Source organism: Bilophila sp. (assembly GCF_057864385.1).
Map to the genome: position 1 here is coordinate 61,780 of NZ_DBMAFI010000002.1, position 19,076 is coordinate 80,855.

The 19,076-nt window shown below is 58.6% G+C and carries 16 protein-coding genes; 13 read left to right on the plus strand and 3 right to left on the minus strand.

The window, feature by feature from the left end:
* Positions 1–57: 57 nt before the first annotated feature.
* From ACZM8Y_RS00900 to ACZM8Y_RS00955, 12 genes are all read left to right on the plus strand, one after another.
* A complete protein-coding gene (locus tag ACZM8Y_RS00900; protein WP_302551543.1) occupies positions 58–852 on the plus strand; it encodes an outer membrane lipoprotein-sorting protein in 795 nt (264 codons plus the stop codon).
* A gap of 4 nt (positions 853–856) precedes the next feature.
* On the plus strand, positions 857–2,185 hold the full coding sequence (locus ACZM8Y_RS00905) for a DUF1302 family protein (RefSeq protein ID WP_302551544.1): 1,329 nt from the start codon (positions 857–859) through the stop codon (positions 2,183–2,185).
* 42 nt (positions 2,186–2,227) lie between these two features.
* On the plus strand, positions 2,228–4,564 hold the full coding sequence (locus tag ACZM8Y_RS00910; protein ID WP_482330495.1) for an efflux RND transporter permease subunit: 2,337 nt from the start codon (positions 2,228–2,230) through the stop codon (positions 4,562–4,564).
* A 57-nt stretch (positions 4,565–4,621) separates the two neighbouring features.
* A complete protein-coding gene (locus tag ACZM8Y_RS00915) occupies positions 4,622–4,966 on the plus strand; it encodes an acyl carrier protein (protein WP_302551546.1) in 345 nt (114 codons plus the stop codon).
* Positions 4,959–6,707 (plus strand): ABC transporter ATP-binding protein, encoded by a 1,749-nt coding sequence (locus ACZM8Y_RS00920; protein WP_482330497.1) that lies wholly within the window; start codon positions 4,959–4,961, stop codon positions 6,705–6,707. Before ACZM8Y_RS00915 ends, ACZM8Y_RS00920 begins: the two co-directional genes overlap by 8 nt.
* Positions 6,700–8,439, plus strand: coding sequence for an ABC transporter ATP-binding protein (locus ACZM8Y_RS00925; RefSeq protein ID WP_482330498.1), 1,740 nt, complete (start codon positions 6,700–6,702; stop codon positions 8,437–8,439). Before ACZM8Y_RS00920 ends, ACZM8Y_RS00925 begins: the two co-directional genes overlap by 8 nt.
* Before the next feature lie 135 nt (positions 8,440–8,574).
* A complete protein-coding gene (locus ACZM8Y_RS00930; RefSeq protein ID WP_302551549.1) occupies positions 8,575–9,426 on the plus strand; it encodes a helix-turn-helix domain-containing protein in 852 nt (283 codons plus the stop codon).
* Positions 9,427–9,694: 268 nt separating this feature from the next.
* A complete protein-coding gene (locus ACZM8Y_RS00935; RefSeq protein WP_308770487.1) occupies positions 9,695–11,803 on the plus strand; it encodes a TonB-dependent receptor in 2,109 nt (702 codons plus the stop codon).
* Between the two features lie 137 nt (positions 11,804–11,940).
* Positions 11,941–12,627, plus strand: coding sequence for a MotA/TolQ/ExbB proton channel family protein (locus ACZM8Y_RS00940; protein ID WP_479858342.1), 687 nt, complete (start codon positions 11,941–11,943; stop codon positions 12,625–12,627).
* A gap of 1 nt (position 12,628) precedes the next feature.
* Entirely contained in the window at positions 12,629–13,087 is a 459-nt protein-coding gene (gene tolR, locus ACZM8Y_RS00945; RefSeq protein WP_288714694.1) for a protein TolR, read from the plus strand.
* A 2-nt stretch (positions 13,088–13,089) separates the two neighbouring features.
* The gene (locus ACZM8Y_RS00950; RefSeq protein WP_337431000.1) at positions 13,090–13,836 is read left to right on the plus strand and encodes an energy transducer TonB; all 747 of its coding nucleotides are present in this window, start codon (positions 13,090–13,092) and stop codon (positions 13,834–13,836) included.
* 567 nt (positions 13,837–14,403) lie between these two features.
* Positions 14,404–14,748 carry a DMT family transporter gene (locus ACZM8Y_RS00955; RefSeq protein ID WP_302551554.1) on the plus strand — a complete coding sequence of 115 codons (345 nt, stop codon included), beginning with the start codon at positions 14,404–14,406 and terminating at the stop codon, positions 14,746–14,748.
* A 270-nt stretch (positions 14,749–15,018) separates the two neighbouring features.
* Here ACZM8Y_RS00955 and ACZM8Y_RS00960 read toward each other — a convergent pair whose 3' ends face one another.
* Both ACZM8Y_RS00960 and ACZM8Y_RS00965 read right to left on the minus strand, forming a co-directional pair.
* A complete protein-coding gene (locus ACZM8Y_RS00960; protein ID WP_178640387.1) occupies positions 15,019–15,300 on the minus strand; it encodes a metal-sensing transcriptional repressor in 282 nt (93 codons plus the stop codon).
* A 198-nt stretch (positions 15,301–15,498) separates the two neighbouring features.
* Positions 15,499–17,406, minus strand: coding sequence for a heavy metal translocating P-type ATPase (locus ACZM8Y_RS00965; protein WP_482330499.1), 1,908 nt, complete (start codon positions 17,404–17,406; stop codon positions 15,499–15,501).
* Between the two features lie 446 nt (positions 17,407–17,852).
* Between ACZM8Y_RS00965 and ACZM8Y_RS00970 the strand changes: the two genes are divergently transcribed.
* Complete coding sequence (locus tag ACZM8Y_RS00970) at positions 17,853–18,233, plus strand: hypothetical protein (RefSeq protein ID WP_487479836.1); 381 nt, start codon at positions 17,853–17,855, stop codon at positions 18,231–18,233.
* 107 nt (positions 18,234–18,340) lie between these two features.
* Here the strand turns inward: ACZM8Y_RS00970 and ACZM8Y_RS00975 are convergent, their stop codons facing one another.
* Positions 18,341–18,910 carry an AbrB/MazE/SpoVT family DNA-binding domain-containing protein gene (locus tag ACZM8Y_RS00975; RefSeq protein WP_482330501.1) on the minus strand — a complete coding sequence of 190 codons (570 nt, stop codon included), beginning with the start codon at positions 18,908–18,910 and terminating at the stop codon, positions 18,341–18,343.
* Positions 18,911–19,076 lie beyond the last annotated feature (166 nt).

Here is a 19,076-nt window from a genome sequence, read left to right on the forward strand (position 1 = left end):
CTGTCGGAGGGCCCCAGAGTGGGCCCCATGTCACAGAGCAAACGCAAAGGAGTAGACATGGATCGTATTTTGAGGGGCCTGTTGGCCCTGCTGGCCATGTGCGGCGTCTTGTCCGCCGTTCCCGCCGTGGCTGAAGAGCTGACCGGAACGCAGGTCATCAGCATGATGCGCGAGCGGCCTGACGGCAACGACCGGCAGGGGACGCTGACCATGACCCTGGTCAACAGGCGCGGCTCCCAGCGCGTCCGCGTCCTCGAGCAGGTTGCGAAGGATTACGGGATGGATCGGAAATCCCTCATCACGTTCCGCAGCCCCGCGGACGTGGAGGGAACGCGCTTCCTTTCATGGACTTACGACGAGCCCGGCAAGGACGACGACAAATGGCTGTACGTGCCCTCCATGAAGAAGGTGCGCCGGATCAGCGGGGCGGCGAACAACGATTTCTTCATGGGCAGCGACTTCACATACGACGACATCGACATGGGCCGACGCAACATCAGCAAGGATACCCATACCCTGCTGGGCGAGGAGAAGCACGGGGAGTACGATTGCTGGAAGGTCGAGTCCATTCCCGTGGACAAGGACGATCCGGTGGTTCGCAGGGTCGTGTGGATCGACAAGAAGACCCTCCTTGTGGTGCATCTGGAATACTATGAAAAGAAGGGGCTTACCCGCGTGTACGATGTGCTGAAGCTGCAGGAGCAGCAGGGGTTCTGGTCGGTGCAGAGCGCGCAGATGAACAATATCGCCGACGAGCACAAGACGCTCATGGAATTTGGCCCGTTCACCTATGATCAGGGGCTGGAGGATTCGCTCTTCCAAGTGGCGGTTCTGCAGCGAGGATCGCGTTAGTTCCATGTCCGGCAAACGCTTTTTCGTCTGGCTGCTGCTGGCGGCCTTCTGCCTGCCCTGCCGCGCCCATGCGGGCGGGCAGGGCGCCGGAATGGAGGCGTGGAGCCGTCTCGAAGAGCGGGAGGCCGAGCCCACGGCGGCGGATAAGGTCGTGGGCTTTTGGAGCGAACGCATCGACGTGACGGGCTGGATCGAACTGTTGCAGTCCGTGCGCACCCATGCTCCGCACGATGAGGTGACGTCCCGGGCGCATGGGCGTCTGGAAATGAAGGGGGATTTCAACTGGCTGTACGGCTTCCTTTCCATGGACGCCGAAAAGAACTGGACGATCCCGTCAGAGGACGGTTTCTCCGTGCGCGAGGCATGGCTTGAGCATGTGGGCGACGGCTGGGATCTCCGGCTGGGCAGGCAGCTCATCATCTGGGGCAAGGCCGACGGCGTGCGCATCACCGACAACATCTGCCCCACGGACTTCACCGAGTACCTGAACCGGGAAATTGATGAAATGCGCATCCCGGTTACGGCGGCGAAGCTGCGCATCATGAGCGATACGCTGATCACGGAGCTGATCTGGATCCCCGAATTCAAGCCCGCCAAGCTGGCATCGGGGGACAATCCGTGGGCCGTGGACTACACCGCCGCATTTCCCATGCCCGTGCGCTGGAGGGGGGCCAAGGAGCCGTCTTCCTATTCGCTGAAGGACAGCGAGTTCGCCGCTAAGGTGTCTTCCTACATGGCGGGGTTCGACGTATCCCTTTCCGCCTTTTACACGTGGGACGACAACGCCGCCAATTATTATTCGATGCGGGCGGGGGATACGGGCATGGAGATGGTTTTGGAGCCTGAGTACCACCGGATCATGATTTACGGCCTTGATTTCGCCAAGCCGTGGTCGGACTTCGTGTTCCGGGGCGAGGCGGCGTACTTTCAGGGGCGCCGCCTTTCCGTGGACGACGGGCAGCCCGCGAAGCACGACGTCCTCAAGTCCCTGCTTGGGGTGGACTGGTCACCCGGCGGGAACTGGACGATCACGGCGCAGGTGCTCGACGACTGGGTCGTGGACTACAGGCGGAACCTCACCTGCGAGGAACACACCCCGCAGGCGACGCTGAACGTGTCCAAGACATTCTTCAACGAGCTGCTGACCGTTTCCGACATGATCTACTACTCGATGAACGATGGGGAATACTTCAACCGCCTCCAGTTTTCCTATGAGCTGGGGGAAGGGCTGGAACTGACCGTGGGCTGGGACAAGTTTCAGGGGGACGACGGCTCATACGGCGTCTACAAGCGCAATTCCCAAGTGTGGGGAAAGATACGCTACAGTTTCTAAAGAGGCCGCTCCGCGTGGCGATGCGACCGCAGCGAGGATTCTATGCTGAACATTGAGGCAATCAACGAGCGTTTTGTGGGCCTGAGCAAGGCCATCCTGAAACGCAGAAACCTGTTTCTCGTGCTCATGGTTCTGGTTCTGGCGTTCTCCGTGTACGGCCTGAAGCAGTTGAAGACAGACACGGACGACTCCCACTACTTTGACGAGGGTGACGCCCTGCTGGTCGCCAAGGACTATATGGCGTCCATTTTCGGGAACGACAACTTCTGCGCCGTATTGGTGGAGACGGACAATGTCTTTACCCCCAAGGTGCTGAAAGGCATCCGGGAAATGGGCAAGGAGCTGCTTGACGGCGTGCCCTATGCCGACGACGTGGTTTCCGTCACCGACATGGAATTCACGCAGGGCACGGAAGAGGGGCTCGACGTTTCCGACATCGTTCCCTCCGTGATCCCCGAATCGCCGGAGGCGCTGGAAAAAATCCGCAGCGCCATCATGGCCAAGCCTTCCCTGAAGGATCGCCTCGTCTCGGAAGACGGGCGCTACGCGTGGATCATGCTGCGCCTGAAAAACATCCCCGACGGGACGGTGGACGAGCACGGCGAGTTCATCGAAATGGTCATCGGCCGGAAGGTGAATGAAATCGCCGGACAGGAAAAATACGCCTACATGCATCCCCAGACGACCGGCTGGCCGGTCATCAATCTGGAGAAGCGCAACTTCATGGCCAAGGAGATGCCGCGCCTGATCGGGCTGTCGCTGCTCTTCGTCGCGGTTGTGCTCACCATCGTCCTGCGCAGCGTGCGCGGCGTCGTTTTCCCGCTGTTTCTGGGAGGGGCTGGGCTGACCATCGTCCTCGGCATGCAGGGGCTGCTCGGCATCAGCACCGACCCGATGGTCATGTTGATGCCCATCTTCCTCAGCCTGTCCATGGCGATATGCTACTCGCTGTACTTCATCAACTTTTTCAGATGGGAGTTCCAGCGGACGGGGCTGCGGCGCTGGTCGCTGGAACATGCGACCGGCGAAACGGGCTGGCCCATCTTCTTCAGCGCGTTTACCACGGCGGTTTCGCTGCTGTCGTTCTGCTTCGTGAACCTCCGGCCCATCCGCTGGGTGGGGGCCACGTCAGCCATCCTGACCATGCTGCTGTATGTGCTGACCATCGTGCTGCTGCCGGTTCTTCTTTCCTACGGCAAGGACAAGCCCGCCGTGGAGCGGGAGAGGAAGGACGGCTGGCTGGACGCGCTCATGAAGCGCATGGGCAACCGGGTGCTGGACTATCCGAAGAGCATCTTCGCCGTCGCCGCGCTGGCGGTCATCGCGTCCGTCATCGGCCTGTTTAGGGTCGAGGTGGCCTTCGACCTGCGCCGTTCCTTCGGCACGGAGGTGCCCTACGTCGACCGCATCTGCCGCATCAGCGAAACGCCCCTCGGCTCGCTGTACTCTTTCGGCGTCGGGATAGAGTTCCCGAACGAGGATGAGGCCCGTCTGCCGGAAAACCTCAAGAAGCTTGAGACGCTGACCGAACGCATCAAGGAGTTCCCGCTGACCAAGAAGGTGCACAGCGTCCTCGACGTGGTCAAGGATCTCAATCTGGTGCTCAACGCCAATGAGCCCGCGTACTACGCCATCCCCGACAGCCGGGAGCAGATAGCGCAGATTTTGCTGCTGTATGAGAACGCCGGAGGCACGGAAGCCGAACGCTGGGTAGACTACGAGTACAAGCGGCTGCGCATCATGATCGAAATCGACGACTACAATTCGGGCGAGGCCGTGCGGGAGCTCAACGCCATCAAGGAGTGGGGGGCCGAGCTGTTCCCCGACGCCAAGGTTATCCTGACCGGCACGCTGTGCCAGTTCACGCAGATTCAGGACTACGTCAGCTGGGGGCAGGTGCAGTCGGTCTTTACGTCGATGCTCACCATCTCCCTGATCATGGCCCTGGCTTTCGCCAGCCTGCGGATCGGGCTGATCGCCATGATCCCCAACCTGCTCCCGGCGTTCTTCGTATGCGCCATCATGGGGTTCTTCAACATCCCGCTCGACATGATGACGGTGACGGTCATTCCCATGCTGCTCGGGCTGGCGGTGGACGACACCATCCATTTCATCAACCATTGCCAGCTTGAGTTCATCCGCACGGGCAACTACCGCGAGAGCGTGCGGCGCACCTTCCTGAGCACCGGGAAGGCCATGCTGCTGACCTCGTGCATCCTGAGCCTCAGCTTTGTGGCTTACATCTTCTCCAAGATGGTCATCTTCGTGCATATGGGCGTTCTGGTGGCCATAGGCGTCATCGTCGCGGTCCTGTGCGACTATTTCATCACCCCCAACCTGATCGTTCGCCTGAAGGTGTTCGGCGAAGAGAAGCAGTGAGGACGCCGCATCCGTGCGGGCGCGGCGTCCGCACGGATCGGCAAAGGAGGCGGAAGCATGTCTATTGCAAGGCGGTTGAACGAAATCGTCGCGGCCCAATTCAAGGTTCCGGTTGAATCCATTCGGCCGGACACCGATTTTCATTCCGATCTGGAGGCGGATGCGCTCGATATGCCCGAACTGGCGATGGAAGTGGAAGAGGCGTTCGACATCATGCTCGACGACAGGAGCGTCGATGCCCTGCGGACTGTCCGCGACCTGCAGGACTACGTAGAGCGGAGCCTTGAGGAGAAGCGGCTTTTTTCGGCGTCGGCATCGGCCGCCGTCTATCTTCTCGCCGCGAGGGCCCGTTATAACGCCGTGGCCCCGATGGCCGCGCGGCTTGGAGGTTCCCATGAGTAATGGAATGCGGACACTGTGCGGGCTCCCCAACAAGGCGAACCGCAGGCGGCTGCTGGTCGCCGGGGGGCTTGCCGTCCTTTCGGCCCTGTGCAGCCTGCTGCCGATGCTGGGGCTGTATGTGATTTTGGACGCGCTGCTTTCCGCTCCCCGGAATGTTTCCCGGGCTTATGCCGGGGCCGGGCTGGCCGTCATGGGGATTTTCCTTCAGGTGGTGTTCCATTTCCTGTCGACGCGGCTCTCGCATTTGACGGCCTTCGAGACGCTCCACGCGATCCGCAGCGACCTGCTGCGGAAGCTCTCCCGCGTCCCGCAGGGGTTCCTTGACGAAAACTCGGCGGGCAAGCTGAAAAGCCGGATTTTCGACGATGTGGAAAAGCTCGAAATGTTTTACGGGCACCATTACCCGGAAATCATCGGCAACCTCATCGTCCCGCTCAGCATGATCATAATCGTCCTATGCATGGACTGGCGCGTGGGCCTCGTCATGCTGCTGCCCATCGTCATCTATATGATGTGCCTCGGCATCATGGGCAAGCTGGCCATGAAGAACTTTCCCATCATGGAGGCCGCCACGCAGAAGCTGAACAGCAGCCTTGTGGAGTACGTCCACGGGATGAAGGAAATCCGCATCTTCGCTGCCGAAGGGAAGTCGTGGTCGCGCTTCGAGGAGTCCGCCGAAAGCTATTGCGGCTTCATGACCCAATGGTTCGCGGAATGCCGCCATTCGATGACGGTCAACTCCGTGATCATGGGTTCCGGGGTCGTCTTCGTCTTTCCGGCGGTGGGCTACTTGTACGCCGCCGGGAGCATTGATGCGCCTTCGATGCTGTTTTACGTGTTCGCGTCCCTGTGCTACGCCGCCCCGCTGACCAAGATCGGGCGTTACGGCGACGAGATGAACATCTGCATGCAGATCGCCGGGCGCATCGCCTCATTGCTCGACATGGACGAACTGCCGCAGGAAGGCGCCCCCGCCGTGCCCGATCGGTTTGACGTCGTTTTCGACGGCGTTTCGTTCGGTTACGGCGACAAGAAGGTCTTTGAAGGGCTTTCCTTCACCGCCGAGGCGGGCAAGGTGACCGCGCTGGTCGGGCCTTCAGGCGGCGGCAAGAGCACCATAGCCAAGCTGATCGCCCGGTTCTGGGACGTGCAGGGCGGCAGCATCCGCATCGGCGGCGTGGACATCCGTTCCATGACGGCGGAACAGCTCGCCTCGACCATCGCCTTTGTGACCCAGAACAATACGGTCTTTGAGCAGAGCGTGCTCGACAACATCCGTCTGGGCAAGCCGGACGCCACCTTCGAGGAAGTGACGGAGGCGGCGAAGGCCGCGCGCTGCCACGACTTCATCATGTCGCTCCCGCAGGGCTATGAAACCATGCTCGGTTGCGGGTGCTCCCTTTCGGGCGGCGAACGCCAGCGCATCGCCATTGCGCGGGCGCTGCTGAAGAACGCCCCCGTGCTCATTTTGGACGAGGCCACGGCGTATTGCGATCCCGACAATGAGGACGAGCTGCAAAAGGCGCTTTCCGCACTGGCGCGGGGCAAGACCGTGGTGGTGATCGCCCATCGGCTGCGGAGCATTGCGGACGCGGATGCGATTCTGGTGATCCGGGACGGCGAACTGGCGGCTTCCGGCAGCCATGCCGGGCTGCTCGCCGCGTCTCCCGTCTATCGGAAGATGTGGGAAGCCTTTGAGCGTTCCGAAAATTGGCTTGCAGGAGGCGCGGAACATGATTGAGATGATTCGCCGTATCTTCGTGCTGGCGGGGGACAGGCGGAAGACGCTGCTCACCGCGGTGGTGCTGAATATCCTTCAGAACTGCTGCACGGGCGGCATGTACCTGTTCGTCATGGCGGCGATCGTCAGCCTTGTGGACGGAACCTTCGGCATGGGCACGCTGCTGCAATGCAGCCTGTGCATGGCGGGGCTCCTCGTGCTGCGCTACGCCCTTGAATATCAGGTGACCAGGCTTCAGGCCGCCGCCGGGTACGAAATCATGCGGGACGTGCGGATCAGGGAGAGCGGGCGGCTGGTCAAGCTGCCGCTGGGCGCTTTTCAGGCGGAACGGCTGGGGGGCCTGACCTCGATTTTCACGAACGACATGAGCTTCGTGGAGATGCGCTGCATGGCCACCGCCGCGAACTTCATCGCGGGCATGACGTCCGTGGCCTGCCTTTCCATCATCATGCTCTTCATGGATTTCCGGCTGGCGATCATCGCGATGGTCGGGTTTGTCCCGGCGTGGTTCGTGTACAACTCGACGAAGCGGGCCTTCAAAACCGCCGGGGAAAAGCGGCAGGAAATGGAGCAGGGCCTCATCGGTGCGGTTTTGGAATACGTTTCGGGCATGGAGACGATCCGCTCCTACCGGATGGGCGAGCATGTCTTCAAGGAGATATCGGGCCATCTGGAACGGTACCGGGATGCTGCCGCAGCGTACGAACTCAAGGCCATGCGGCCGATGGTGCTGTATCAGCTCTTTATCCGAATCGGGATGGGGCTGATCTTCCTGTGCGGCCTGATCTTCTACCTGAACGGGCTGATCTCGCTGCCGGTCTTCCTGTTCTTCGCCATCATCAGCGGCACCTATTACCAGCCGGTGGAGGCCCTTCTCGGCGAGTTCGGCATCTTGAACATCATCTCGCTGAGCCTCGACCATATCGAAAGCCTGCATTCCCTGCCGGTGATGGCGGACGAGGGCCGCTCCAAGCCCGGAGAAGGCGGCCCCGGCATGGAGCTGGCCACCTTCGCCTACAAAGACGGGCAGGCTCCCGCCGTCGATGGCGTGACCGCCGAGTTCCGCCCCGGCACGCTGACGGCGGTGGTGGGCCACTCAGGGAGCGGCAAGACCACGCTTCTCATGCTGCTGGCCCGGTTCTGGGACGTGCAGGGCGGCGCGGTGTCGCTGGGCGGGATCGACGTCCGGGACATCCCGCAGAAGGATTTGATGGCCGCGTTTTCCGTGGTGTTTCAGGACGTGTACCTGTTCGCGGGCACCATCAGGGAAAACATCCGCATGGGGAGGCCGGACGCGTCGCCCGAAGCGATCACCGAAGCGGCGAAGGCCGCCGGATGCCATGACTTCATCATGGCCTTGCCGGAAGGGTACGACACCCTTGTGGGCGAGGGCGGGTGCACGCTGTCCGGGGGGGAACGGCAGCGCGTGTCCATCGCGCGGGCCATTTTGAAGGATGCCTCGGTCGTCCTGCTCGACGAGGCGTTTTCGAGCGTCGACCCTGAAAACGCATGGGCCATCCAGCAGGGGCTTTCCGTGCTGACCCGCCGCAAGACGGTCATCATGGTGGCGCATACGCTGAACCATATCCGCCATGCCGATCAGATCCTTGTCATGGATGCGGGCAAGCCCGTCGAGCGGGGGACGCACGACGCGCTGCTGGCGAAGGGCGGCCTGTACAGGCAGCTTTGGGAAAGGGAATCCTCCGTCAAGTCGTGGAAGCTGACGGCGTAGGCGCCAAAAGGCATAACCGGGCGACTGCGGCCCGGCATCTGGGGAGGGATGCCGGGCCGGCCGGAGAAAACGGATATTCGAGGTAACGAATTCATCAATATTGATAATAAAATTCTTTTTCAAATTAGGCGAACTATGTCCACTGTTACGACGATTCTGGATGGGAACAATCGTTTTGGCATCAACATCGCAATCGTAAAACCGAGCCTCGAACCGCTGACGTTGTACGAGCCCGAAAAGCTCAATGAGCATGTCGGGTTCGGCTATGTGATCGAAGGGGAGCTGTCCGCCGATACGGAGTCGCGTTCCGAACGGTTTCCGCAGCATACGACCTGCGTTTTCGGAGGAGAGATGGGGTATTGCGTCAGAGGGTGCCGCCATTGCCCCACATGCTTTCTCGGCCTGACCGTTTCGCACATGAATGTGCTCGGCCTGCTCGACAACGAGAAGATCACGCTCAACCGCAAGGCCAAGTGCCTGCTGAGGAAAAAGCCCGAACCCTTCCTGTATGCGGCCCCGGCCAGCGTGACGGCCCAATTGCTTTCGGGACAGATCCTGAGCTGCCCGTTCAAGGGGCCCATGCGCCAGACGTATCTGGAGCTGAAGGGGATGGAGCTGACCCTCGAATACCTGTCCCTGTATTTCGTCCAGAACGAATGCTGCTGCGAGGCGTGCGCCCTTCACAGCAAGGTCGCCCGCGCGTGGCAGATGATGCGCGACAACCTTGAGCAGCCTTTCTCCATCAGCCAGCTCGCCAAGTCCGTCGGCATGAGCGAGAGCAGCCTCAAGAGGACGTTCCGATCCATGTATGGGGCTTCGATCTTTTCGTCGTTCCAACGGCACCGGATGAGCGAGGCCCGCAAACTGCTTGAGGAAAGCAAGTACAACGTGGCCGAAGTGGCCTACCGGGTCGGCTATGCGAATCCCAGCCATTTCAGCCGGGCCTTCTCGCGCTATTTCGGCGTTCCTCCCAAGGAGTGCCGCTAGGGGAAGGCCGCCGCGCGGCATGAAACGCCCGGCCGTGATCCCGCCCCACTTCTTCCACCGGGAGGGCCGCCGCGCGGCGTGAAACGCCTCCGGCGCGACGGCTGAAAACCGCGGCCCTGTGAGGTGTTCTTTTGATGCGTCCATACCGGGGCCGGGCTCTCTGGAAAGGAATGGCCCGATAGGGTCTGTTTTTGGCCCGTTCAGGTACTGTATTGCGTGGAATCCTACCCTACTGTGCTTGTATATTTTCGTTTGAGGAGTTGACATCATGGCAAGAAAGAAGAGGAAAGTGGTTGCAACCGCCCTGTGCGGCCTGTGCATGGCGGCGGGGTGCTGGGCAGGCGGGGCGCAGGCTGACGATGAGCTCGTGCTGCCTGAGGTTACCGTTACGGCGAACAAGGTCAGGGAGGATCTGCAAAAGGTTCCTTCCAGCGTTTCCGTCATGAACGAGGACGAAGTGCGCGAGTCGGGGGTGAGCACGCTCGGCGATCTTTCCTCGCGCATCCCGAACCTGACGATCCCCACCGGCGGCCTTTCCATCATGCAGTTCCCCACGCTTCGGGGGTCGGCGTCCATCGCCCACAGCTATGTTCCGTCCGTCATCACCTATATTGATGACGTCCCGCTGACGAACACCTCCGGGTACGACGCGCAGCTCTACAACATCGAGTCCATCGAAGTGCTGCGCGGGCCGCAGGGGACGCTGTACGGCCGCAACGCCAGCGGCGGCGTCATCAAGATCACGACCAAGAAGCCCTCCAATGATCCGCACGGCGAGATTGGGTTTGAGTACGGCAACAAACAGCACGTCAAGACGACGGTGGCCCTGTCCGGCCCGGTTGTGAAGGACGTTCTGTTCGCGAACGGTTCCTTCCAGTTCTTCTCGCAGCGCGGCGAGGTCATGAACGACTATAACGGGCAGTACATCGACGACAAGAAGAACTACACCGGGCGGTTGGGTTTCCGCCTGACGCCCACGGACGATCTGGACATCAATTTTCAGGTGGGCATGACGAAGTACGATGAGGGCACGTTCGGCATGTACTCGCCCAATTCGTTCTCGCAGTACGAGGCGATGATGCCCGGCATGACGCAGGGCATGTTTGAGGCTGCCGGCGGCACGACGCAGAAACGGCACGTCAATTCCAACGATCCCGGCTTCAACAAGTCGGCCCACAACGAGCAGGCCCTGAGCGTCAAATACGACATTTCCCCCAACTGGACGTTTACCTCCGTCACGACGCGCAGCGAATACGACATCGACTTTGACATCGACTACGACTTCACGCCGAATCTCATAGGCGACTCCTACGGGATGGAAGACCACAACAAGAGCGGGTTCTACGATTTCGGGCAGGAATTCCGGCTCGCCTATGACAAGGACGGCATGAATGCGGTAATGGGTCTGGCCTATGCCAATACGGATCGCCGCATCCGGTACGACTATTATATGGCGGGATTCCCGAAGGTTGATGCGCGTGACATCACCAATTCCTACGCCCTGTTCGGCCAAGTGAAGCTGCCCTTCGCGGAACGCTGGGCGTTGACGCTCGGCGGGCGCTTCGACTACTACAACACGACCACCCATTCCGATCTGGTAAACATGGGCGGCGCCACGAGCTACCGCGGCAGCGATTCGTGGACGAACTTCTCCCCCAAGGTGGCCCTTGAATACGCGCTCACTGACAAGAACATGGTCTACGCCAGCTTCTCCGAAGGCTACAAAGCCGGCGGCTTTGACGCGGCCTACGCCACGGCGGGGCACGAGAAGTATGACGAAGAACACGTCTATGCCTTTGAAATCGGCTCCAAGAACCTTTTCCTGCAAGATCGCCTTCGCCTGAATGCAGCCTTGTTCGCGAACAAGTACAACGGGATGCAGGTTGAAATGTACACTGCCGGAATGAGCGGCTTCATCCAGAACGCCGGCAACCCGTGGGCTCTTGGCGCCGAAGTCGAAGCCACGTACGCCCTCCTGCCGAATCTGGAACTTTTCGCTTCCGCCGGCTACACCCATCTGCGCTTCGACAACATCGTCGATGAATTCTACGGCGATCTCAACAACAACCACGTTCCGTACGTCCCCGAATGGACGTACAGCGCGGGCCTTTCCTATCGCCACGAGTCCGGTTTCTATACCCGCTGGGACGTGACCGGCGCGACCAAGGCCTATCTGAACACGGACAACAGCGGGCACATCCCGTCCCATACGCTGGTGAACGCCCGTATCGGCTATGAAATCGGCGACTTCGACATCTATGGATACGTCAACAATATGTTTGACAAGCGGTACGATTACGTCGGGAGCTTCGGCGGGGCCTATTGGGTCGCGACCGAGGGCATCGGCTTCGGCGGCGGCGTAACCTACCGGTTCTGATTTCCCATGTGATTCCAGAGAAAAGGCGGCGTGCCGGAAGGCGTGCTGCCTTTTTCTCTCCATTGTTTCCGCCGGATTCCGCAGTCGTTCGGAATCGCCCCGGCCCCAAACGGCATTTCCAGAAAGGGAGTCTTGTTGTGGACACGATAATCCACGCCATTTTGCAGGCATCCATTGTTTCTAAGGCTGTTCTCGCCCTGCTGCTGCTCATGTCTGTGGTCAGTTGGGCCTATATGTTGGGCAAATGGGTTTGCCTGCGGACGGCGCAGAAGGATGTCGCGCACGGCCTAGAGACGATTGACGCCGACGATCTTATGTCGGCCCTCCCCGCGCTGGAGCGGAACGCCCGTTCCCCCCTGTTCGGGATTACCCGGAGAGGCGTGCGGGAGTTCAACCGCATTAACAGGACGGGAGACGCCGAGAAGCTCCTCAACGACAATGTGCGCCGCGCCCTGCATTTCGGCATAGCCGAGGAGATGGGCAGCCTGAAGTCGTCCCTCGCCCTGCTTGCGACCGCCGCCAACACGGCCCCGTTCATCGGCTTGTTCGGTACGGTGTGGGGGATCATGTATTCGTTCCAGGCCATCGCCAGGATGAAAAGCGTCTCGCTGGCGACGGTGGCCCCCGGCATAGCCGAGGCGCTCATCGCCACGGCCGTGGGCCTGTTCGTGGCCATTCCTGCAACATGCGGCTACAACGTCTTCCGCGCGAAGCTGACGGCCATTGAAAGCCAGTGCATCACGTTCGCGGGGCAGCTTCTCAACAGGATGCAGCACGAGGCGGGCAGCCACCCGGACGGCCTGCCGTTCGCCGGAGGGAAGTAGCATGGCGGGCGTCTCGACATCCGACGATTTTGTTTCCGAAATCAACGTCACGCCGTTCGTGGACGTGATGCTCGTCCTGCTGATCATTTTCATGGTGACGGCCCCCATGATGACCGAGGGTCTGGACGTCGAACTGCCCAAGGTCGAAGCCTCGGAGACGCTGCCCACGGAAAATGATCACGTCATGCTGACCATCAAGGATAACGGGGCCGTGTTCTTGGACGAGTACGAAACGACCCTGCCGGACTTGCCTTCGGTCCTTGAAACCAACGTGCGCCTCCCGCAGCGGCAACTGTTCGTCCGCGCGGATCAGAACGTCCCTTACGGCATCGTGATGAGCGTCATGGGCAAGATACGCAAGGCGGGCATCAAGGACGTGGGGTTGGTGACGCTCTCCGCCGAAGGGCAGCCGGAGCCCGGAGGGGCGCCTCTCCCACTGGCGGCGGGGAAGGGCGAGTGATCATGCGGCATGCCGTCCGTACCTCCACCTTCTTGTTTTCGGTAGGTTTTCACGCCGCGCTTTTCGGAGGGCTGTACTGCTTTTCGGCTCAAGGGGACACGGTGCCGGAAGAACAGGTCTACCATGTCGCGTTGGCGGAACTGGCTGTTCCCGCTCCCGCCCCTGCCGCCCCGCCTGCTCCCGCCGCCGAGCCGGTGCCGCCCCCAGCCTCCGAGCCGGAACCCGTGCCGCCCACCCCCGAACCGGAGGTAAAGCCGGAGCCCAAAAAGGAACCGCCCAAAACGCCCAAGATCAGCCCGCGCAAGAAAAAGGAAACGGCTGCGCCCCGGAAGGCCAAAACGCCCCCGCCTCCCCCCGCCGCACCGAGGCCAGCCGCCCTGCCGCAGGCCGTCTCGGAGGCCCCGGCTTCAGGACACGCATCGGGAACGCCCCGTCCCAGCCGCATAGGTGGGCTCATGGCCTACGAAACGGATGACGTCGATCAACGTCCGTCCGTGGTCAAAAACGCACGGGTCGAATACCCGCGGAAAGCAAGGCGGCTTGGCCTTTCAGGAAGGGTCGTCGTCCAGCTTGTCGTCGATACGGAGGGAAAGCCCCAGTCCTGCAAGATCAGGAGCGCGGAGCCCACCGGCCACTTTGAGGAGGCCGCGCTCTCCGCCGCCCGCGGCATGCGGTTCATTCCGGGGAAAATACAGGGGCGTCCCGTCAATACTGTGGTGTTGATTCCGTTTAATTTTTCGCTCAGATGATGGCTTTATGAGGGCCCAGAGAATTTGTATAGTCAAAGCTCTCTTTATGTTTTTTATATCTAGGTCGTGTCGCCAATTAGATATAATCTATTGAAACTATGTAACTATTTTTCAAATTGCAAAAGATTGTTTTTAATAATTTAAAATAGTTATATGCAAAATGACGACACGGCCTAAAGATATATTTTGCTTTTGGCTGTATCATAGAAAACGGCTGAAGATTTTTCCTTGAAGTTCCAAAGGAATAACCGAAAAAATGCCTTAGCCAGAAATTCCGCCAAGGGGAAAGCTGGAGAAAAAGCTGTATGTCCACCGTGCCGTGGAGATGAAACAACCACATGCCATGACAGAGCCTTTCTTTTTCACTACACAAGTCTGAAATTTACGGTTATTTTGTCATTCAAACAGGTTATCCTGATTTTTGACAATCAGGCTGAAGCCATGTATTTCTTAAAAGCCGTTATCCCTTTTTACTTTTTGAATTGGCTGTGTTATAGAAAATGGTTGATGTTTTTTCCTTGCCTTTGAATTTATCTCAGAAATCCGTTTTCTTTGCGGGAAAGACAAATGAACAGCTTCGTAAAAACCTATGCCCTTCTTCTCGTGGCCATTATAGCTGAAACGCTTGCCACATCCAGCCTCAATGCTTCAAAGCAATTTACTCGGCTTCTGCCCACTCTGGGGGCGATTGCCGGCTATTTGGTATCGTTTTATACTCTTTCTCATGTATTAAAATCCATGCCTGTAGGGATTGCCTATGCCATTTGGTGTGCATTGGGCATTGTGCTCATATCAATTATAGGTGTTGTATATTTCAAGCAGCATCTTGATTTGCCAGCGTATATTGGCCTTGGTTTTATTGTTGCGGGAGTCATTATAATCAATGTATTTTCTGGTGCTGTAAAGCATTAAACACAAAAACGTATGGGTGATTGGAAAAATCCCTGCCTGAAACAGTGCCGCACATCAAAAAAGTCTCACAACCCAGCACTCTTTTCTACGCATAAGATGAAAGTCCATCGGAATAGATTTACATTCCGATGGACTTTTTAATATTCCTGTTTATGGAACTGGTTTCAGTTGTTGGCGGCATCCCGGATTTCCTTCGGAGGAGCATAGGGGAACCGTAGCCTACTGAAATGACTTACTGGAGCAGGCGTCATGGCGCTGTCCGCCGTCCTGTTATTTCATGTTGGCGAAGCGCTCAACGGCCTTGGTGAACTTTTTGATGGTGGCATCGGCGTCCCCGTGCTGGATGCCGTCGCGCACGCAGTGCTGGATGTGTCCTTCCAGCACCATCTGGCCCACGCGGTGCAGGGCCGACTTGCAGGCGTTGATTTGTGCGAGTACGTCCTCACAGGGAATGTCCTCATCAATCATGCGATCCACAGCCTGTACTTGACCGATGATTTTTTTCAGACGTGCGTGCATGCTGGCGGCATTGGCGTTCGTACATTGGCGCATGGTTTCCTCTCTCTGGTGTATTTCTTTGGTTTTCTACAGCCGAATGGGCATGAGCGCAAATATCCGGCAAGGGGAGGCCCCTGCCGGAAAGGGGCAGCGTGCTTTGCCGTCGGTTTCGGGATGTGTTGCCGCCAGCCTCCAGAATTTGGAAAGCATCAAGGAGCGATATGATTTTTATGACGCATCCCCATGCGCTGGTTATTTTGCGGCAGGTGTTCTTACGGTGATGCCCTGTTTATGCCAGTGGAGCAGCAGAGCCGAATTGATGATGACAAACACGGATCCGGCATTATGCACCAACGCGCCGACCACGGGATTGAGCACCCCGGTCATGGCAAGAATGATGGCGATAAAATTCAGCCCCATGGAAAACGCCAGGTTGCATTTAATGGTAAGCATGGTGCGCCGCGCCAGCGCGACAAGATGGGGAATCTCACGAATTTCGTCATGCACAAGGGCGATGTCGGCGGCGTCCACGGCGATGTCGCTGCCCACGCCGCCCATCGCGATGCCTACGTGGGCTTTTTTCAATGCGGGGGCGTCGTTGATGCCGTCACCAATCATGCAGACCTTGGCACCGTCTTTCTGGCTTGCGTCAATGTAGTCGAGCTTGTCTTCAGGCAGGCAGCCGGCGCGTACAAGGTCAATCCCTGCCTGTCCTGCAATCTGGCCGGCAGCGGTTTCGTGATCGCCGGTGAGCAGTACGGGCGTTACCGCCAGTCGGCGCAGACGCCCGACCATGCACGGGGCGTCCTCCCGCAGCGTATCCGCCAGGGCGATGCATCCGGCAGGCCTGCCGTCCACGGCGCAGCAAATCACGGTGCGCCCGCCTTCAAGGTATGACGCGGCGGCGTCAGCCAGACCCCCTGTGTCTAGGATACCCTGTTCCCGTAATAATTCCAGATTTCCGGCCATGACCGTATGCCCTTCCACGCGCGCGGTGACGCCCCTGCCGGGGAGCATGCGGAAATCCTCAATGTCCTTAGGCGCGGCTTTTCCGCTTTCCCTGAGGGACATGACGACGGCTTTGCCGAGGGGATGTTCCGAGAGCTGTTCGGCTCCGGCGGCGAGGCGGTATAGCTCATCATCCTCAAGGCTGTCCATGATGCTTTTTACAGCCACTACGCGCGGCGTACCCAAGGTCAACGTGCCTGTCTTGTCAAAGGCGCATCTGTCCACTTGGGCCAGCCGTTCCAAGGCATCGCCCTCGCGCACAAGAAAACCGTGCCGTGTGGCGTTGCCGATGGCGGCCATGATGGCCGTGGGGGTGGCGAGTACCAGAGCGCAGGGGCAGAAGACCACGAGGATGGTGACGGCGCGGATGGCTTCGCCCGTCACGAACCATGTCAGAGCGGCAGAGGTCAGGGCGATGACCACAATCCATGTGGCCCAGCGGTCAGCCATGCGCACAATTTTCGCCTTTCCGGCATCAGCCGAACGGACGAGCCGCACCATACGCTGGATGGAGCTGTCTTCCCCCACGCGTGTGGCTTCCATGTCAAAGGCGCCGAACTGGTTGACCGTGCCTGAGGCGACCTCGTCGCCCACGGTCTTATCCACGGGCAGGGATTCGCCCGTCATGACGGCCTGATTGATGGAGGTCTGGCCCGTGCGGATGATGCCGTCCACGGGCACGGCCTCGCCCGGCAGAACGCGCAGCGTGTCGCCTACGGCCACCTGTTCCGCGGGGATGATGCTTTCAGCCTGTCCCCGCACGACACGGGCCGTCTGGGGGGTGAGGCGCACCAGTTTTTCTATGCCGGCCCGCGCCTTGGCTACGGTGAGGTCTTCGAGCAGTGCGCCAATCTGCATGATGAAGGCCACCTCCCCGGCGGCGAAGTCTTCCCCGATGATGACCGAGGCAACGAGCGCCAGCGACACCAATACGTCGGCCTTGATGTCAAAGTCCGTCACTAGGCCGATGATTGCCTCCAGAATAATGGGCAGGCCGCAGAGAACGATGGTTATCCATGCGGCATCAAAAGGAAAAGGGTGCAGGCCAAAAAAGCTGACGGCCAAAAAGACGCCGGAAATGCCGAGAAATGCGATGTCCCGCCGCGTGCCGCCCCACGCAAGCAGCGTTTCCAGCCTGTGGATGATGTCCATGTCGGATTCCTCCTTTGTTTATAGCCGATACCTGTATGGGGATATTAAGCCTATAGGGGTATGGGTTGTCAACAAAGGGATGTCTGAAGAACGGCGGTGTGGGCGGCTGGAAGTACCGCTTGCAACGGCGTGGAGGATAAAGGTATCCATGCAATATTTCATGCTTTTTGAAGTGTTGCCTTCGAGGGGCCAATTTTTATTCAAGGCTGCGTCATAGAAAATGGCTGATGCTTTTTCCCTTGAAGTTCCAAAGGGATAAGCGACAAAATATTTTAGCTGTGGATTCCGTCAATGGGAAAAACGGATAACAATCTGTATTTTCATCTCCACAGCACTGTGAACATACAGCCTTTTTCCCCAGCTTTCCCCTTGGTGGAGTTCATGGCTGAGGCATTTTATTGGTTATTCCCTTGCAACTTCAAGGAAAAAGGCATCAACCATTTTCTATGACACAGCCTATTCAAAAAGCGGGCAGCATTTCGTGCGGGGCGGTCTGGGCGGTATGGAGCAATGCGGATGTGAAGGTGGGCGTTTCCTCTTGCAGGCCGCTGATATGTGCGCGAAACACTTTTTTTAGGCTCTGTCGTGGCATGTGGTTGTTTCATATCCACAGCACAGTGGATATACAGCTTTTTTTCAGTTTTCCCCGGACATACAGCCTGTTTCTCCAGCTTTCCTCTTGGCGGAATTTCTGGCTAAGGCATTTTGTCGGTTATTCCTTTGGAACTTCAAGGAAAAAAGCATCAGCCCTTTCCTATGGCCCAGCTTTTTTTATTGCCTTTCTGGAAGTTGGCTGCACAGACAGGAAGTGTCATGCGGATATGTGAGAGGAATCTTTGCCTTTGGTCTGCCGGTTTCAGCAAAAATTTTCCGAGGAATTCCTCAAAAAGGGGAAGCATACCGGTATGGGGTTTGTTTGCGCAGGCGGCCTCCATTACAAATCCTCGGCAAGTTCTGCCAGTCGGGAAAAGGCAATCACAAACCATTCAAAGTCTGCTTCCTGCATGGGTCCCATAGCCCAATGATTCCAATAGCGCCATCGTGAGAAAATGGCATTGCCCAAGGTTTGCAGGTCAACCTTGCTGCTGATGCCCTTCAGGGCTTCATTGTCATGGAAAGCATCTGCTTCGGGAAAAGCTCGCCGCATGGATTCTCCGGCGTCCATTTCAAACCCCAGATCTGCCATTCCATCACCAACAAGTTCAGCAAGTTCAAAATATCTTTGCGGAACCGCGGCATGGTTTTTATACATCTGTCCCCAAACCAGGGCAAAGCGGCGGATTTTCTTTTTATCTGCCAACATCCGGCGTTTTGCGGGGGATTCTTTCAAATTTTGTATTGAGACTTTGTCTCCGTCAAAGGTCAGTTCCACTTCCCGCCGCTCAGGAGTCAGCCCCATACGATTCACCCATGCTTTGGGAAGGGATATTCTACAGGCGGAAGGGCTTCCGTTGGCGTTGCCTCCGGCTTTAGTGAATATGACTTTCGTTTTTCGGGTTTCCATCCAAACAGCCTCCTTCTTCAAGCCTGGTTTTCATGAATCCTATGGTATCGGGCACCGGCGCTCAAGATAAGCGGCCTGATGGGGCACGGCAAAAGAACCTGCCGGGCACCATCTGCACAGGCTGATCTTCAGGATGCCGCCTGTTGTTTCTCCGTTGTTTCCTTTG

Excerpts from the sequence above, each read along its gene's own strand:
- ACZM8Y_RS00900 (WP_302551543.1), top strand. The coding sequence starts at position 58 with ATGGATCGTATTTTGAGGGGCCTGTTGGCCCTGCTGGCCATGTGCGGC.
- ACZM8Y_RS00905 (WP_302551544.1), top strand. The coding sequence starts at position 857 with ATGTCCGGCAAACGCTTTTTCGTCTGGCTGCTGCTGGCGGCCTTCTGC.
- ACZM8Y_RS00910 (WP_482330495.1), top strand. The coding sequence starts at position 2,228 with ATGCTGAACATTGAGGCAATCAACGAGCGTTTTGTGGGCCTGAGCAAG.
- ACZM8Y_RS00915 (WP_302551546.1), top strand. The coding sequence starts at position 4,622 with ATGTCTATTGCAAGGCGGTTGAACGAAATCGTCGCGGCCCAATTCAAG.
- ACZM8Y_RS00920 (WP_482330497.1), top strand. The coding sequence starts at position 4,959 with ATGAGTAATGGAATGCGGACACTGTGCGGGCTCCCCAACAAGGCGAAC.
- ACZM8Y_RS00925 (WP_482330498.1), top strand. The coding sequence starts at position 6,700 with ATGATTGAGATGATTCGCCGTATCTTCGTGCTGGCGGGGGACAGGCGG.
- ACZM8Y_RS00930 (WP_302551549.1), top strand. The coding sequence starts at position 8,575 with ATGTCCACTGTTACGACGATTCTGGATGGGAACAATCGTTTTGGCATC.
- ACZM8Y_RS00935 (WP_308770487.1), top strand. The coding sequence starts at position 9,695 with ATGGCAAGAAAGAAGAGGAAAGTGGTTGCAACCGCCCTGTGCGGCCTG.
- tolR (WP_288714694.1), top strand. The coding sequence starts at position 12,629 with ATGGCGGGCGTCTCGACATCCGACGATTTTGTTTCCGAAATCAACGTC.
- ACZM8Y_RS00950 (WP_337431000.1), top strand. The coding sequence starts at position 13,090 with ATGCGGCATGCCGTCCGTACCTCCACCTTCTTGTTTTCGGTAGGTTTT.
- ACZM8Y_RS00955 (WP_302551554.1), top strand. The coding sequence starts at position 14,404 with ATGAACAGCTTCGTAAAAACCTATGCCCTTCTTCTCGTGGCCATTATA.
- ACZM8Y_RS00960 (WP_178640387.1), bottom strand. The coding sequence starts at position 15,300 with ATGCGCCAATGTACGAACGCCAATGCCGCCAGCATGCACGCACGTCTG.
- ACZM8Y_RS00965 (WP_482330499.1), bottom strand. The coding sequence starts at position 17,406 with ATGGACATCATCCACAGGCTGGAAACGCTGCTTGCGTGGGGCGGCACG.
- ACZM8Y_RS00970 (WP_487479836.1), top strand. The coding sequence starts at position 17,853 with ATGACACAGCCTATTCAAAAAGCGGGCAGCATTTCGTGCGGGGCGGTC.
- ACZM8Y_RS00975 (WP_482330501.1), bottom strand. The coding sequence starts at position 18,910 with ATGGAAACCCGAAAAACGAAAGTCATATTCACTAAAGCCGGAGGCAAC.